General features: G+C 34.5%; 14 protein-coding genes. 7 read left to right on the top strand and 7 right to left on the bottom strand.

The features are described from left to right. Positions 1-36 precede the first annotated feature (36 nt). The 6 genes from GMA11_RS01180 to GMA11_RS01155 all read right to left on the bottom strand — a co-directional run bounded on the left by GMA11_RS01180 (position 37) and on the right by GMA11_RS01155 (position 5,293). Positions 37-516 (bottom strand): prolyl-tRNA synthetase associated domain-containing protein, encoded by a 480-nt coding sequence (locus GMA11_RS01180; protein ID WP_163545379.1) that lies wholly within the window; start codon positions 514-516, stop codon positions 37-39. A gap of 92 nt (positions 517-608) precedes the next feature. Next, complete coding sequence (locus GMA11_RS01175) at positions 609-1,580, bottom strand: NAD(P)/FAD-dependent oxidoreductase (protein ID WP_163545378.1); 972 nt, start codon at positions 1,578-1,580, stop codon at positions 609-611. A 13-nt stretch (positions 1,581-1,593) separates the two neighbouring features. Then, on the bottom strand, positions 1,594-2,091 hold the full coding sequence (locus GMA11_RS01170; RefSeq protein WP_163545377.1) for a divergent PAP2 family protein: 498 nt from the start codon (positions 2,089-2,091) through the stop codon (positions 1,594-1,596). A gap of 140 nt (positions 2,092-2,231) precedes the next feature. Continuing rightward, on the bottom strand, positions 2,232-2,951 hold the full coding sequence (locus tag GMA11_RS01165) for a YebC/PmpR family DNA-binding transcriptional regulator (protein WP_163545376.1): 720 nt from the start codon (positions 2,949-2,951) through the stop codon (positions 2,232-2,234). Positions 2,952-3,078: 127 nt separating this feature from the next. Then, positions 3,079-4,590: a putative ABC exporter domain-containing protein gene (locus GMA11_RS01160; protein ID WP_163545375.1), complete on the bottom strand. Its 1,512-nt coding sequence runs from the start codon at positions 4,588-4,590 to the stop codon at positions 3,079-3,081. Then, positions 4,577-5,293: an ABC transporter ATP-binding protein gene (locus tag GMA11_RS01155; RefSeq protein ID WP_205422842.1), complete on the bottom strand. Its 717-nt coding sequence runs from the start codon at positions 5,291-5,293 to the stop codon at positions 4,577-4,579. Before GMA11_RS01155 ends, GMA11_RS01160 begins: the two co-directional genes overlap by 14 nt. Positions 5,294-5,464: 171 nt before the next feature. Here GMA11_RS01155 and clpB point away from each other — a divergent pair, with 171 nt between their 5' ends. After that, positions 5,465-8,062, top strand: coding sequence for an ATP-dependent chaperone ClpB (gene clpB / locus GMA11_RS01150; protein WP_163545374.1), 2,598 nt, complete (start codon positions 5,465-5,467; stop codon positions 8,060-8,062). 93 nt (positions 8,063-8,155) lie between these two features. On the opposite strand, the gene GMA11_RS01145 is transcribed toward clpB, so the two are convergent. Next, positions 8,156-9,238 (bottom strand): Mbeg1-like protein, encoded by a 1,083-nt coding sequence (locus GMA11_RS01145; protein WP_163545373.1) that lies wholly within the window; start codon positions 9,236-9,238, stop codon positions 8,156-8,158. 94 nt (positions 9,239-9,332) lie between these two features. Here GMA11_RS01145 and tmk point away from each other — a divergent pair, with 94 nt between their 5' ends. From tmk to proS, 6 genes are all read left to right on the top strand, one after another. Then, the gene (gene tmk, locus GMA11_RS01140; RefSeq protein WP_163545372.1) at positions 9,333-9,980 is read left to right on the top strand and encodes a dTMP kinase; all 648 of its coding nucleotides are present in this window, start codon (positions 9,333-9,335) and stop codon (positions 9,978-9,980) included. A 22-nt stretch (positions 9,981-10,002) separates the two neighbouring features. Further along, positions 10,003-10,332 (top strand): cyclic-di-AMP receptor, encoded by a 330-nt coding sequence (locus GMA11_RS01135; RefSeq protein ID WP_163545371.1) that lies wholly within the window; start codon positions 10,003-10,005, stop codon positions 10,330-10,332. Further along, the gene (gene holB, locus GMA11_RS01130; protein ID WP_163545370.1) at positions 10,332-11,291 is read left to right on the top strand and encodes a DNA polymerase III subunit delta'; all 960 of its coding nucleotides are present in this window, start codon (positions 10,332-10,334) and stop codon (positions 11,289-11,291) included. The genes GMA11_RS01135 and holB overlap by 1 nt, the downstream gene beginning before the upstream one ends. 16 nt (positions 11,292-11,307) lie before the next feature. Further along, positions 11,308-11,640: an initiation control protein YabA gene (locus GMA11_RS01125; protein WP_163545369.1), complete on the top strand. Its 333-nt coding sequence runs from the start codon at positions 11,308-11,310 to the stop codon at positions 11,638-11,640. 18 nt (positions 11,641-11,658) lie between these two features. Then, positions 11,659-12,465, top strand: a complete 807-nt coding sequence (locus GMA11_RS01120) for a DUF805 domain-containing protein (protein ID WP_163545368.1) — start codon at positions 11,659-11,661, stop codon at positions 12,463-12,465. A 403-nt stretch (positions 12,466-12,868) separates the two neighbouring features. Beyond that, positions 12,869-14,308 carry a proline--tRNA ligase gene (gene proS, locus GMA11_RS01115; protein ID WP_205422841.1) on the top strand — a complete coding sequence of 480 codons (1,440 nt, stop codon included), beginning with the start codon at positions 12,869-12,871 and terminating at the stop codon, positions 14,306-14,308. Positions 14,309-14,722 lie beyond the last annotated feature (414 nt).

Below are 14,722 nucleotides of genomic sequence, written 5' to 3'. Positions count from 1 at the left end.
TATTTAAATAGGGGATGTGATTATCATGACTTATATTTAGCAAGATATAATAAGTGGTGAATGATTTGTATACTCAAGAAATCGTAAGAAGTCACTGTATGCAATATTGAGTGTTGTGGTATTAATAAAAGGGTGAAAACCAACCGTTAATGTCGGGTCAACCTCTTTATCAATAATTACTTGGATTTTTTGTTCGGTATCAAAGTGTAAACCAAATGGTGTGACAGTTCCGGGTGTGACGTGTAGGAGATTGGCGAGTTCTTCTTCATTCACAAAAGAAAGTCGATTTTTCCCTAGTAATGTGGCTAATTGTTTTAAATCGGCGATTTTTTCATCTTTTAAAATAATAAGATAGTAATCTTTTCCTTTTTTTGTTTTCAAGCATAAATTTTTTACTTGTTGCCCTGGGAGCACAATATCTGTATCTTTAACAGATGAAATTGGTTCGTGATCCAAGCGTTCATACGGGATGTTTAGTGTGTCGAGTAATGTGTATGTCCATGTTTCGTGATTCATATTTAGCCCTCCTATTATAGCAATAAGGCTGATACATGTGTATCAACCTTGTTTTATTCTACTGTAAACACTGTTTAAGATAGAGTTTTTTATTATAAACTTGTTGTATGCATTGGTTGAACACGTGCTTTTGGATTGATAAAGACCATCGCGTTATTGACAGCCGTAGGTGCTTCTCCAAATCCAGAGGCGATTAAATCGACTTTACCTTCATACGTGCAGCAATCTCCAACGGCAAAAATACCTGAAATAGAGCTTTCTTGTTTTGTATCTACAATAATGGCATTTCTTTTCAATTCTAAGCCCCAATTTTTCAAATTACCAACAGACGTACTAAATCCGTAATTGACAAATAGATGATCGACAGGAAGGGTCACTGTTTCATCTGTTTTTACTTTTGTTAGCTCGATGTGCGATAATTTTTTATCTTTTCCTATCAACTTTGTTGGAAGATGAGGTGTGTGAATATTGATTGATGATTGCTTTAATTGTTCAACACTGTGTTCCATAGCACGAAACTCATCACGTCTGTGAACGATTCGTGTTGATTTTGCGATAGGTTCAAAGGCTAGCGACCAATCGACTGCTGAATCGCCACCTCCAAGTACCACAACGTCTTTGTCTTTGTATTGTTCAATGTTTTGAACGTGATAATGAATGTTTTCAAATGTATCAATACCTTCTAAATCAAGCGTACGAGGTTTAAAAGCACCCGCTCCAATCGCAATAATCACTGTTTTGGTGAAATGTGTACCTTGATTTGTCGTTAACACAAAATGTTCATTTTCTTTTTCAATATGTAGCACTGTTTCATTTAAACAAACAGTTGTATCAAATGGACTTAATTGTTCCAATAATTTTTCAGACAGTGTTTGTCCAGTTAAACGTGGATAGGCTGGTACGTCTAAAATCGTTTTTTCTGGATAAAGCATAATCGGTTGACCGCCTAGTTGATGTAAAGATTCGATGATTTTTACTTTTGCTTGCCTCAAATGTGCATAAAAAGCTGTAAATAAACCAATTGGTCCTCCACCAATAATGGTAATGTCAAAAATTTCTGTCATAATTCCTCCAAAATTAAATATGATGAATAAAAAAATCTAAAATAATAGCAGTAAGCACGCCTGTGAAAAGTCCGGCAAAGACTTCGGTTGGTTTATGTCCTAGATATTTGGTAATAATCATTTCACGTAAATCTAGGTCATCGTCGTCATCAGGATCTTTAAATGTTAATGTTTCAATGACTTTTTTGTTTTCTAGTTCTTCTGTTAGTCGTTCAATCACAATACCTTGTTCACCACTTTGTCGACGAACACCCATAGCATCAAACATGATGATAACGCCAAAAGTCGTCGCAATGGCCACATAAGGAGAATCCATGCCGTATTGAATAGCAAGAGCTGTAATTAAAGAACTAACAGCCGCTGAGTGTGAACTAGGCATTCCTCCGGTTGAAACGGCTAATTTTAAAGAAGCTCTATTGCTGTTAGAAAAATAGGCAATAGGAATTTTTACCAACTGTGCCACTAAAATAGAAACTAATGATGCAATCAGTGGGAAATTATCTAATAACACATGAACGCTCCTTTCTTTTGTATGTCCGTCCTGACTATGATACCATGAAACCAGTGTTTTAGGTATCAAAAAGTGATGGTTTGCGTAAAATGTAAAGAGAATGTAAAAAGAGTTACCTAGGTGTAGGCAACTCTTTTTGCTTATTCGCTTAAATCAACATTGTGGTATACTTTTTGTACGTCATCTAATTCTTCTAGAGCATCAATTAGTTTTTCAAATTTTACTAAATCATCTCCTGTTAGCACGACTTCATTTTGAGGAACCATTTCAATTTCCGCAACTGTAAAATCTGTAATTCCCATATTTTGTAAAGCGACTTGAACAGCATGGAAATCACTTGGTTCAGCATAGATGATAGCTTGGTCATCTTCTTGAACGACGTCACGTGCATCAATATCTGCTTCAATTAACGCTTCAAATAATTCTTCAGCATTTTTGCCTTCAATACCAAAGACGGCTGTGTTATCAAATAAATAAGATACAGCACCACTTACACCCATGTTTCCGCCATTTTTTCCGTAAGCTGCACGAACGTCAGAAGCTGTACGGTTCACATTGTTTGTTAGAGCGTCTACAATAATCATAGAACCATTTGGACCAAATCCTTCATAGCGTAGTTCAGAGTAGTTTTCTTCTCCGCCACCTTTAGCTTTATCAATGGCTTTATCAATAACGTGTTTTGGCACATTGTATGTTTTTGCACGTTCGATAACGAATTTTAATTTTTGGTTTGTTTGTGGGTCAGGATCACCCTGTTTTGCTGCCACATAAATTTCAATACCGAATTTTGCATAGATACGACTATTATTTGCATCTTTGGCTGTTTTCTTTGCGACAATATTTGCCCATTTACGTCCCATATTTTCACTCTTTTCTTTAAAATTTTACTTTTCTATTATACGTTGAAAGTTTCAAAATTGGAAGTAAAACAAGAATATGAATTGACATAAAAACTGTGTTGGTGGGGTAATCCACCAACACAGTTTACTATTCAGATTTACCTTTTTCAAAATGTTGATACACAACGATGCTCATATAAATAGAGAGAATAACGAAAGCGTATGTTAATACCATGGTGCTTATCAATGGTGTTGTGTTTAACCCAAATAGAAGTAGAGCAAATGGTAATTGAGTCACTATTGTTAGAATCATGTGAATGACTTGTTGTAAAAAGTTTCCAAAATATTTATGGAATAGAATAGCTTGTATATTATAAACACGGAAAATATCGATACTTTTCAATCCAAATACTAAGATACCCATATATACAGATAAAAACATATCGTGAGATATATTCATAAAAACAAGGGTAAAGACCATACAATAAATCGCTTCAAGTGCTAGTTTAACGATTAAGGGATAGGTTACTTTATACACGGTTTTAACCGGCAATAAATGTAAATATGTGTCGTTAATAATTGTTTCATCTTTGACTGTTTGGAAAAAGAAACGAGAATATAAGATGAATACAGATGCAAGGCCAATAAGATTTTCTTTAGAAACTTCTAAAGAAGGTAAGAGTATATTCCCGACAATTAAAATACCAATAGCAATAAATTTTGGAATGTTGACAAACCATAATCTACCGGCTGTAATCCATGCTTTATCGAGTAAGGCTTTTTCTCCTTTTCTTGTGAATGTTTTTTTCGATTGTTTGAATACGTTTTTAAATTGCATGCTTTGGCCAGATGAGGCACGAGCAATAGTTTGTTCTGTTTTATTGATGTAGGCTAATTCTGTTTCGTAATAAGATGTATCAATGGATAATCCTACTTTATAAAGTAAAAAAGTACTCAGTGTTAAAAGCACAAATCCAATGATTATGTAGAATACATTAAGTGATGCAAGACCGTAAATTAAAGCACTTGCCCAACCTAGTAGCGGGTATAGATAAATGAATGGGGATGTTGCAACATTTTCTGCGGATGTAAAAAATGTATGCAGAAGTATTCCTACAAATCCAACAAGGATTATGCAAACAATTAATTTTTCTAATAAACGATTTCTTAATCGAACGATGTAAAGTACGAGTGATGACAGATATATAAACCAAATAGGCACCAATATAATTGGAATAAGCAATACTGAAAATGGCAAGTATCCAATAGCACCTCTCATTTGAAGAGGAAGAATGAAAAATATCAATCCTGTAGTTGGAAGTAGTGCCTTAAATTGTACAAACATAAATGTTTGAAATGGCGTTAATGGTGCGGGCATTAAAAAATTCGCATCTGCATAACGGAAACCAGCAATTGCTTTTTGGTTAAAAATACTTAAAAGAATAAGCCCAAATATTAAGATAACTGCAACAACGGGAATGGAACTTATTTTTAAAGCACCTAAGGTGTCATAGGTAGGTTGTGTTGTTACAAGTAAGTAAATGGTATAGCCAATTCCAAGTAGACTAAGAAGAACGCCAGGAATGACTTTACTAGCTTGTCTTGGAAATCTAAGGGCGTTTTTTAAGGTGAAAAGTAAATATTGTTTATATAGTGCCATCAGATTCACCTACTTTTTCTGTATAGCCAAAGTAAATATCTTCTAATGAGTTTGTATCATCAAATGTATCTTTTGTTGCGTGGAATACAATTTCTCCGTGCTTCATAATCAATACTTGATCCCATAAGTTAGAAACACTGTCTAACAAGTGTGTACTGATTAAAATACAACATTCTTGTTTCAATGTGCTTAATGTTTCTTTTAGTGTTCTAATAGCGTCTGGATCTAGTCCGATTAAAGGTTCGTCTAAAATCAATACTTTTGGATTTAAAATAAGAGCACAAATAATACTTACTTTTTGTTTCATCCCTTTAGATAGGCTACCACATAATTCATCTTTTTTAGGTGTTAAATGGAACATATCTAAATAAGTCATTGCCTTTTCTTCATAATCCTCTACGTGATAAGCATTTGCAATAAATTGAAAATGTTGATACACCGTTAATTCATTATAAAGTTCTGGCACTTCTGGGATATATGCAATTTGCCGTTTGACATTTAAGTCATTGATTGACACATCATTTAATGAAATATAGCCTGTATAATTTAAAAATCCAGTAATACATTTAATGATTGTTGATTTCCCTGCTCCGTTTTCTCCTAGTAAAACGGTAATTTGTCTATCTTCTAAAGTAAATGTTACGTTTTTGTTTGCAAAATGTGAACCGTAAGATTTACTAACGTTAAGAACTGATAACATCATATAACCTCCTTTTTTTCTTAATCATAATTATATCGAATAAACACAAAAAAACAAATTGGACTTTAGGCTTAATTTAAACAACAATCAAAAAAACATTTGACTTTATTTGACCTTCGCATTATAATTAGCACTGTAAGACACAGAGTGCTAAAGTATAAAGAGGTGATGTCTATGAATATAGAAAAAATGACAACAACCATGCAACAAGCGATTGGGCAAGCACAACAAATCGCTATGTTACGTAAACATCAAGAAATCGATACTATTCATTTATGGAAAGTATTTTTAACGCATGGGCATTTTGCTAGACAATTATATGAAGATATTGGTGTCAATGTAGATACTTTTAATACGTATGTAGATGAACAATTAGATAAAGTATCCGTTGTTGAAGGACAAAGTATTCAATATGGACAAGCGATTAGTCAGCAGCTATTTCAATTATTTGCACAAGCAGAAGCTATTCGTGAGCAATTTCAGGATGCATATATTTCTACAGAAGTTGTTTTATTAGCACTATTTGCATGTCCACAACAAGTATTGTGTCAATACTTAATCAAACAAAACATAACACAAGATATGTTGAAACAAAGAATTGATGATATGAGAGGAGGACAACGTGTGATGTCACAAAATCAAGAAGAGCAATATGAAGCATTGAAAAAATATGGTGTCGATTTAACGGAAGCGGTCAGAAGCGGGAAGCAAGACCCAGTGATTGGTCGTGATGAAGAAATTCGAGATGTTATTCGTATTTTATCACGTAAAACAAAGAATAATCCAGTACTCATCGGGGAGCCTGGAGTTGGGAAAACAGCAATCGTCGAGGGGTTGGCTCAGCGTATCGTGAAACGTGATGTTCCTGAAAATTTAAGGGATAAAACGATTATTTCATTAGATATGGGAGCACTTATTGCTGGTGCAAAATATCGAGGAGAGTTTGAGGAACGTTTAAAAGCTGTTTTAAAAGAGGTAAAAGAAAGTGATGGTCGTATTATTTTATTCATTGATGAAATACATACGATTGTCGGTGCTGGTAAAACAGAAGGAAGCATGGACGCTGGAAATCTGTTAAAACCGATGTTAGCTAGAGGAGAGCTACATTGTATTGGGGCAACCACATTAGATGAGTATCGTGAAAATGTCGAAAAAGATAAAGCGTTAGAGCGTCGTTTCCAAAAAGTATTCGTAACAGAACCTACGGTAGAAGATGCGATTAGCATTTTACGTGGCTTAAAAGAGCGTTTTGAAATTCATCACAGTGTTAATATTCACGACAGTGCTCTGGTAGCGGCGGCAGTATTATCAAACCGTTACATTACAGATAGATACTTACCAGATAAAGCCATTGATTTGGTTGACGAGGCATGTGCAACTATTCGTGTGGAATTAAACTCAATGCCAACAGAACTAGATCAATCAATTCGTCGATTGATGCAACTAGAAATAGAAGAGGCTGCATTGAAGAAAGAGCATGATGATGCAAGTAAAAAACGTTTACTAGATTTGCAAGAAGAGTTAGCAAATTTGCGTGAAGAAACGAATGCATTGAAGTTGAAATGGGAAACGGAAAAAGAAGAGGTTAATGCACTGAGTGCGAAACGTCAAGAGTTAGAACAAGCACGTCATGAATTAGACACAGCCGAAAGTGCTTATGATTTGGAAACGGCAGCGATGTTAAGACATGGTAAAATCCCAACATTAGAGCATGAATTAAAAGTTTTGGAAGAAAAACAAGATGCTTTACAAGAGGAACGTTTAACACAAGAGTCAGTGACGGAAGAACAAATTGCTGAAGTTGTTGGGCGTTTAACAGGTATTCCTGTCACACGTTTAGTAGAAGGTGAACGTGAAAAATTATTAAAATTAGACGCTACATTACACGAACGTGTCATTGGACAAGATGAGGCTGTACAACGTGTTGCAGATGCGGTACTGAGAAGTCGTGCAGGGCTACAAGATCCTAATAAACCTATTGGTAGTTTCTTATTCTTAGGCCCAACTGGTGTCGGGAAAACGGAATTGGCAAAAGCGTTGGCAGAACAGTTGTTTGATTCAGACACGCACATGGTTCGTATTGATATGAGTGAGTATATGGAAAAATTTGCTGTATCTCGTTTAGTTGGAGCGCCTCCGGGGTATGTTGGTTATGAAGAAGGTGGTCAATTAACAGAGGCGGTTCGTCGTAGTCCATATACGATTGTGTTATTAGATGAAATTGAAAAAGCACATCCAGATGTGTTTAATATTTTATTACAAGTTTTAGATGACGGACGTTTAACAGACTCTAAAGGAAGAACGGTAGATTTCAAAAACACGGTGTTTATTATGACGAGTAATATCGGTTCATCTGTTTTATTAGACGGTGTAACAAATGACGGTACAATCACGCAAGAAGCACAAGAAAATGTGATGAGCTTGTTAAAAGCACATTTTAAACCGGAATTTTTAAATCGTATTGATGATACAGTTTTATTTACCCCATTAAATAAAGCAGTTGTTAAAGATATTATTAAAAAACTGGCAAAAGATTTAAGTGTTCGATTACAAGCACAAGAGATTCGCTTAGAATTAAACGATGATGTTCTCGACTGGATTGCAGATAGTGCCTATGACCCAATTTATGGGGCAAGACCTTTGAAACGATTTATGACAAAAGAGTTGGAAACACCACTTGCAAAAGAAGTCATTAAAGGACATATTATAAAAGGGCAAACGGTTCTTGCGATATTACAAGAGGGAAAACTTGTTTTTCAATCTAAAGAATAATTGTTGTCAATCATAAAAGACAGGTCAAGCGACCTTTCAGATGTCGCTTGACCTGTCTTTTATTTTTCGTTAGATTAGGAGGATAGTATCATCTTATTCTTTTTTCTTGAGCACATCTTTTGTGATAGACTTGACAAATAATTGAATGGTTTCGGTAATTAGTTTATTTGTTTCTTTGTCTAATTCACCATAAGCTTTCATCATTTTGAGCAATTTATGAGGTGTATTGACTGAAAAATCACGTACATCGGTAATATTTGCAGAAAGCATCATTTGATAAATGGCATTTCCTAATGTTTTTCGTTCTTCTGTGGATAGACGGGTAAGTAGAGCAGATACAGAGCGTTGAATGTGTTTGCTCGTTGCATCTCTTTTTTCTAAGTAAATAAAATCATTTCTTTCGATTTCCCAACTATATGTGTCGTGTTGTAGGACGTTTGTGGCACTACTTTTAACGATATCGTAAGGTGTGTTATGGTTTAACATCATGCCAACGATTGCTGTTTCTGGAACAAATGTTTTAATTTTTTTCTGAATCGGGCCAAACGCTTCATCTGTTGACATCTGCTCATTAAATCCTGGACCGTCAAAGTTGTGAATATACACAATTTTCTGTTGAATATCTTGAGGTGCAAATGCTCCTGCGTAGATTGCCAAGTTTCCACCTTTTGAATGGCCGCCTAAAATAAGACGTTCTTTAATATCTGATTGATGCTTTGTTAAATAGGATACAGCTTCAATTTGGGACGGAATAGCATTTTCAAATGTCATGTTGAAATCTTCTTTCCAGCCGACGAGTGTCATATCTGTTCCTCTAAAGACGACATAGGTTGTGCGAGAATCTAATTGAAACATCATAGCTGAAAATTGTTGTTCCTGTTCAACGTCCACGGTATTTTGGTAATGTTGCACGAGTAATTTTGAAAAGCGCTTTGTATGCATAAGTGTTTCTAATAGGGTATTGTCCTTACTCATAATGATATTTGGATCGTTTTGGCGGTTAACACCAAAAAAATGCTCACCAATTTGTTGGATTGTTTGCGGAAAATCATTCACGATATTATCAAATGGTAAATAAGAAAAACGCGTTAAAATCATACTATCAACAACATTAAAACGGCTTTGTCGAAAACTTAAGTCGCCTCTCCAGTGTAAGTAATCAAATAATGTAGCCATGCACGACGCCTCCTTGAATGTTTATATGTTTATCATAGCATATTTATAAAAAAGTGTGGTAAAATAAAAATATCATATAGTAAGGAGGGAGCGTATGTCTGGGGTATTTATTACCGTTGAAGGAGCTGACGGTGCAGGGAAAACAACTCTTATTCAAAAATTAGTACCAAAACTTAAACAAGAGATAAATGTTCCGCTTTTGTCTACAAGAGAACCCGGAGGCAATGTGATTGCGGAAAAAATAAGGGAAGTCATTTTAAATCCTGATTATACTCAAATGGACGCAAGAACAGAGGCCTTATTATATGCAGCAGCAAGGCGACAGCATTTGGTAGATAATTTATTACCGGCATTGGCAGAAAATAAATGTATTATTTGTGATCGTTTTGTAGATAGTTCGATTGCTTATCAAGGACGAGGGCGTCAAATTGGTGCTGAAGATGTTTGGCAAATTAATGCCTTTGCAATAGACGGGCATCAACCTGATTTAACATTATATATTGATGTTCCGATAGAAGAAGGGTTAAATCGTATTCATCATCACCGAATGGATGAAATCAATCGTTTAGATATGGAAGGTATTGCTTTTCATCAACGTGTTCATGAAGGATATGAAGAATTGGTAAAGGAATATCCAGATCGTATTGTTGTTATTGACGGCATGCATTCTCCACAAGAGGTATTAGAAACGTGTTATCGTGTTATTAAACAGCGATTTCCACATTTGTTTGAAGCAAAATAAAGATAGAGAGGTATAGAATAAGATGAAATTAGTGGTGGCGATTGTACAAGATAAAGATAGTTTAGTATTAAGTCAATCTCTTATTGAGGCAAATTTACGTTCGACACGTTTAGCATCAACAGGAGGGTTGTTGAGAAATGGCAGTACAACATTTTTAATTGGGGTAGAAGATGAGCGTTTACAAGAAGCACTTGATGTGATTAAAGAAAACTGTTCAAAACGTGAAGAAATTGTGATGCAACAATCAATGTTAGGTGCAGGGTTAGAAAGTTTGCTAACGTATCCTTTAGAAGTCGCTGTTGGAGGAGCAACTGTCTTTGTGTTGCCAATTGAACAGTTTAATCAATTTTAATGATGATAGCATATGATAAACAACCTCATATTCGGCAACGTTTGTTACAAGCCTACCATAAAGATAAATTAGCCCACGCCTACTTATTTTATGGAAAATCTGGTGTTGGTAAGTTAGAGGTAGCGAAATGGTTTGCCAAATTATTATTTTGCAAACAAGTAGGTGAAACGGGAGCGTGTTTGACATGCTCTGTTTGCAAGCGAATTGATTTAGGCGATTTTCCCGATGTTGATATTATTCAACCCGACGGAGCATCTATAAAGGTTGAACAAGTTAGACAACTAAAAGAAAGTACACATTATAGTAGCTTGGAAAATAAACGAAAAGTGTATATTTTAAATCATGTAGATACAATGTCTATTAGTGCCGCCAATAGTTTATTGAAATTTTTAGAAGAACCTGAACAAGACATTTATTTTTTGTTATTAACGGAGCATAAAGACAAAGTATTACAAACGATACAATCTCGATGTCAATTAATACCTTTTGTGAGCATTTCTTCAACAATCATTGAAAAAAATTTGATAGATAGAAGTGTTCCAAGCCATTTGGCAAAATGGATTAGTCTTCTCACGCAAGATAGTCAACAAGCGTTGGAGTGGGCAGAGTCAGATACATTTTTTGAATTTCATCAAGCAATGCTACATTGGGCAAAGCTACTATGTGAGAACGACGTCACCTCTTTTGTCTACGTGCAGACAACATTAGCACCCTTTATTCAAGATAAAGCACTTGCTTTTGTAGGATTAGATATTGTCAGTTTATATATGCGTGATGTTATGCTTAGTGCTTTTGATGTATCAAACGTGCATTTTAAACACAAATCTATGGGGCATCAAGAGGGATTTTCTACAAAAGATATGTTTTTGTTTATTGCAAAAGCGAAAGAAAGATTGTATGCCAACGTATCGGCACAAGTATGTTATGAAACATTAAGTATTGATATAGTAAGATTATAAAGATAAGGATGATAAGATGAACACACAAGCGTTATACGATCAGTTAGCGTTTATTGAACAACAAAGTGTCGCAATTGAAGAAACCATTAGACAAATGAAAGCGACAATATACACTTTGATTGATGAGAATAGTAGTTTAAAGATAGAAAATGCACATTTAAGAGAAAAAATTGATGCATTAGATAGCACACAAACTCGCTCTAATGATGTCAATTCAAAAACGTATAGTATGATTAACTTGGAAAGATTATATGAATCTGGTGTTCATGTCTGTCATAATTTTTACGGTGCAAAAAGAGATGAAGTATGTTTATTGTGTGAATCGCTTTTAAGTCAATTAGAAGAATAAAAAATAAGGAGAAATATTATGGCTAAAATAGATCAACGTGGTCAGATTGTGCCACCAAAACAAGCAATCAATGATTTTTTTAAAGGATATTTTGATTTTACCGGCTACACTACACGTGCGGGGTATTTGTGGGTAGCGTTAATTTCAACTGTTTTTTTGTTCGTGCTATTTTTTGGAATGATTGTATCTATGATGGAAGCAATAAATTCTTTTGGACGTTATGGTTACTATTACAGTGATTTTGGTATTTTGAGATTTTTATTCTCACTTATTTTACTTGTAGGACTATTTTTACTTATTCCATTTGTTGCCATTCAAGTGCGACGTTTAAGAGATTCAGGATTTACGAATAGAGGAATAGTAGCGATATATTTGTACGTACTATCTGTTTTCCCATTTGCTATTATATTAAGTATTTTAACAGCTCTAGCAAATGTCGTTCCGGCTTTATTTGGAATTGTTTTAGTAGTATTTCTTTTTGCGTATTATTTTTCTTGGATTATTTTAGGAGGTCTATATTTTGCAGGGCTTGTGTACCCAACGAATGGTTTTGTCATTGATATAGATAATCCGGTTTTAAATTTCTTTTTCCGTCGTACAAATGAACCAGAAAAAGAAAAAGTTGTTTATGTTTATAAATCAGTTGAAGTTGAGAATGAAGAAAAGACTGTCGCAACAGAAAAAAGCACATCTGAACAAATAGATGTAGAGGAAGCGGTACAAGAAATTAAAGAAATTAAAGAAGTTGAAGAAGCTCATGAAGAAATGGAAACGTCGATAGTAGAATCTTCTGAGAAAGAGTTGTCTAACGAGGACGTTGAATAATTATCAGAAAAACAAATAATATTAAAGCAGATAAAATCAAAGATTTTTAATTTTATCTGCTTTCTTTATATTTATTCGATATATTTATTCGATGTTTTTGTTAAAATGATATTTATTGGAAATGGTCATCACAGATTTTTCTAAAAATAAGTTGCTTTTTTTGATAAACTCCGTTATTATAAATAAAAATCAGATTAGTAAAGATTGTCATGGTTTTAGAGAGTTTCGGTAGCTGAAAAGAAACACCCGCTGATAACTTGAACCTACTGATAGATTTTTATTTGTGAAAACAAATCGGAGTAAACTCCGTTATCAATGTAAGAGTATAAATGAAGGTGGTACCACGATATAGTCGTCCTTTTTGGCGGTTATATCGTGGTATTTTTAATATATGGAGGAGCGTATGGAAAATTTACAAAAACAAGACTTTTCAAAATGGTATTTACAAACTATTCAACAAGCAGATTTAATGGATTATTCACCAGTTAGAGGGTGTATGATTTTTAAACCTGACGGCTACGAATTGTGGGAACATATTCAAAAAGAATTTGATAAACATTTTAAAGCAGAGGGTGTTCGTAATGCGTACTTCCCAATGTTAATTCCAGAATCTTTTTTTGCTAAAGAAAAAGATCATATTGAAGGATTTAGTCCAGAATTACCTTTTGTAACAGAAGCGGCAGGGGAGCCATTAGAAGAAAAATTAGCATTACGTCCAACATCTGAAACGATGATAGGACATGCATTTAGTAATTGGATTAACTCATACCGTGATTTACCACTTGAAATTAACCAATGGGCAAATGTATTCCGCTGGGAAAAGAAAACTTTACCATTTTTAAGAACATCTGAGTTTTTATGGCAAGAAGGGCATACAGCTCATGAAAATGAAGAAGATGCAAGAACGCGTACAATGAGAATGCTAACTATTTATAAACAGGTCGTTGAAGGTTTGCTTGCTATTCCTGTTTATGACGGAGAAAAAACATCGTCTGAACGTTTTGCAGGGGCTGTGTCGACATATTCAATCGAAGCAATGATGAAAGATGGCAAAGCCGTACAAGCTGGAACTAGTCATTATATGGGAACAAAATTTGCTGAAGCATTTGATATTAAATATTTAAATCGTGATAATGAACATGTCTATGCGCATACAACATCCTGGGGTGTTTCAACACGTTTAATTGGAGCAACGATTATGACACATGGAGATGAGCAAGGTCTTGTGTTACCACCACGTATTGCACCAACACAAGTTGTTTTAATTCCAGTTGGTCCATGGAAGAAAAATCCAGAAATTGTAGAAAAATTAGAAGAGATTAAAGCGACACTTATATCTAAAGGGTTACGTGTAACATTAGATGATACAGATAATTCACCAGGTTTTAAATTTAATGAATGGGAATTAAAAGGTGTCCCAATGCGTATTGAATGTGGGCCACGTGACTTAGAAAATCAGCAAGTGATGACAAAAATGCGTGATGCACAAGAAAAAGTAGCTGTATCCTTTGACACTTTAGTTGAGTTTGTTGTATCACAATTAGATGAGATGCAAGTACGTTTATTAGAAAGTGCAAGACGTATGCGTTCTGGAAATGAATACACACATATTAACACCCTTGATGAATTGAAAGCACATATTGAAGAAAAACGTGCTAATCAAGAAGTGCCAGGTTGGGTATTGATTGGTTGGGACGGTACAGAAGAAACCGAGGCAAAAATTAAAGAAGAAACAGGATTTACGACACGTAACATTCCATTTTGCCCACCGATTGAGAAAGCAACATGCTTAGTAAGTGGTAAACCAGCTAAGTATACAGTTTGGATTGCAAGAGCTTATTAGGATATAGGATAAAATCCTGGATTTATCGATTTTATACCAAAAAAGTCAAATTGACTTAAAATATAGAGAAAATGTGATGTATCTATATAACTTCGATAAAACAAAAAATAAGAAGTAGGCGTCTACGGTTGAAAGCATGTCTAATTGGAATAGTAGCATTCATCATACACTATCATCCGATTTTGTTTATCATCACGTATGTTAAATATGTCTTATTTTTTGAAGTTATGGCTTTTTAATGAAGCAAAGTGTATATACTTTGGAAGAAGAATTTTTAGAAAGTGTTCAAGAGAGTTTTTCTAACGCTATCTATTATTGACTACCGGTTAGATAAAATTGTCTAACCGGTATTTTGCTTGTAAAGAATTTCTTTTCATTTCATGCTATAATATGAATGAAAGATAAAAGAGAGGT

It is taken from the genome of Granulicatella sp. zg-ZJ, from assembly GCF_010892355.1.
GTDB lineage: Bacteria > Bacillota > Bacilli > Lactobacillales > Aerococcaceae > WM01.
This window is presented reverse-complemented; position numbering and strand designations above follow the sequence as displayed.

What these genes read in the sequence shown, in the direction of transcription:
- GMA11_RS01180 (WP_163545379.1), bottom strand. Translation starts at nt 516, where the DNA reads ATGAATCACGAAACATGGACATACACATTACTCGACACACTAAACATC.
- GMA11_RS01175 (WP_163545378.1), bottom strand. Translation starts at nt 1,580, where the DNA reads ATGACAGAAATTTTTGACATTACCATTATTGGTGGAGGACCAATTGGT.
- GMA11_RS01165 (WP_163545376.1), bottom strand. Translation starts at nt 2,951, where the DNA reads ATGGGACGTAAATGGGCAAATATTGTCGCAAAGAAAACAGCCAAAGAT.
- GMA11_RS01160 (WP_163545375.1), bottom strand. Translation starts at nt 4,590, where the DNA reads ATGGCACTATATAAACAATATTTACTTTTCACCTTAAAAAACGCCCTT.
- GMA11_RS01155 (WP_205422842.1), bottom strand. Translation starts at nt 5,293, where the DNA reads ATGATGTTATCAGTTCTTAACGTTAGTAAATCTTACGGTTCACATTTT.
- clpB (WP_163545374.1), top strand. Translation starts at nt 5,465, where the DNA reads ATGAATATAGAAAAAATGACAACAACCATGCAACAAGCGATTGGGCAA.
- GMA11_RS01145 (WP_163545373.1), bottom strand. Translation starts at nt 9,238, where the DNA reads ATGGCTACATTATTTGATTACTTACACTGGAGAGGCGACTTAAGTTTT.
- tmk (WP_163545372.1), top strand. Translation starts at nt 9,333, where the DNA reads ATGTCTGGGGTATTTATTACCGTTGAAGGAGCTGACGGTGCAGGGAAA.
- GMA11_RS01135 (WP_163545371.1), top strand. Translation starts at nt 10,003, where the DNA reads ATGAAATTAGTGGTGGCGATTGTACAAGATAAAGATAGTTTAGTATTA.
- holB (WP_163545370.1), top strand. Translation starts at nt 10,332, where the DNA reads ATGATGATAGCATATGATAAACAACCTCATATTCGGCAACGTTTGTTA.
- GMA11_RS01125 (WP_163545369.1), top strand. Translation starts at nt 11,308, where the DNA reads ATGAACACACAAGCGTTATACGATCAGTTAGCGTTTATTGAACAACAA.
- GMA11_RS01120 (WP_163545368.1), top strand. Translation starts at nt 11,659, where the DNA reads ATGGCTAAAATAGATCAACGTGGTCAGATTGTGCCACCAAAACAAGCA.
- proS (WP_205422841.1), top strand. Translation starts at nt 12,869, where the DNA reads ATGGAAAATTTACAAAAACAAGACTTTTCAAAATGGTATTTACAAACT.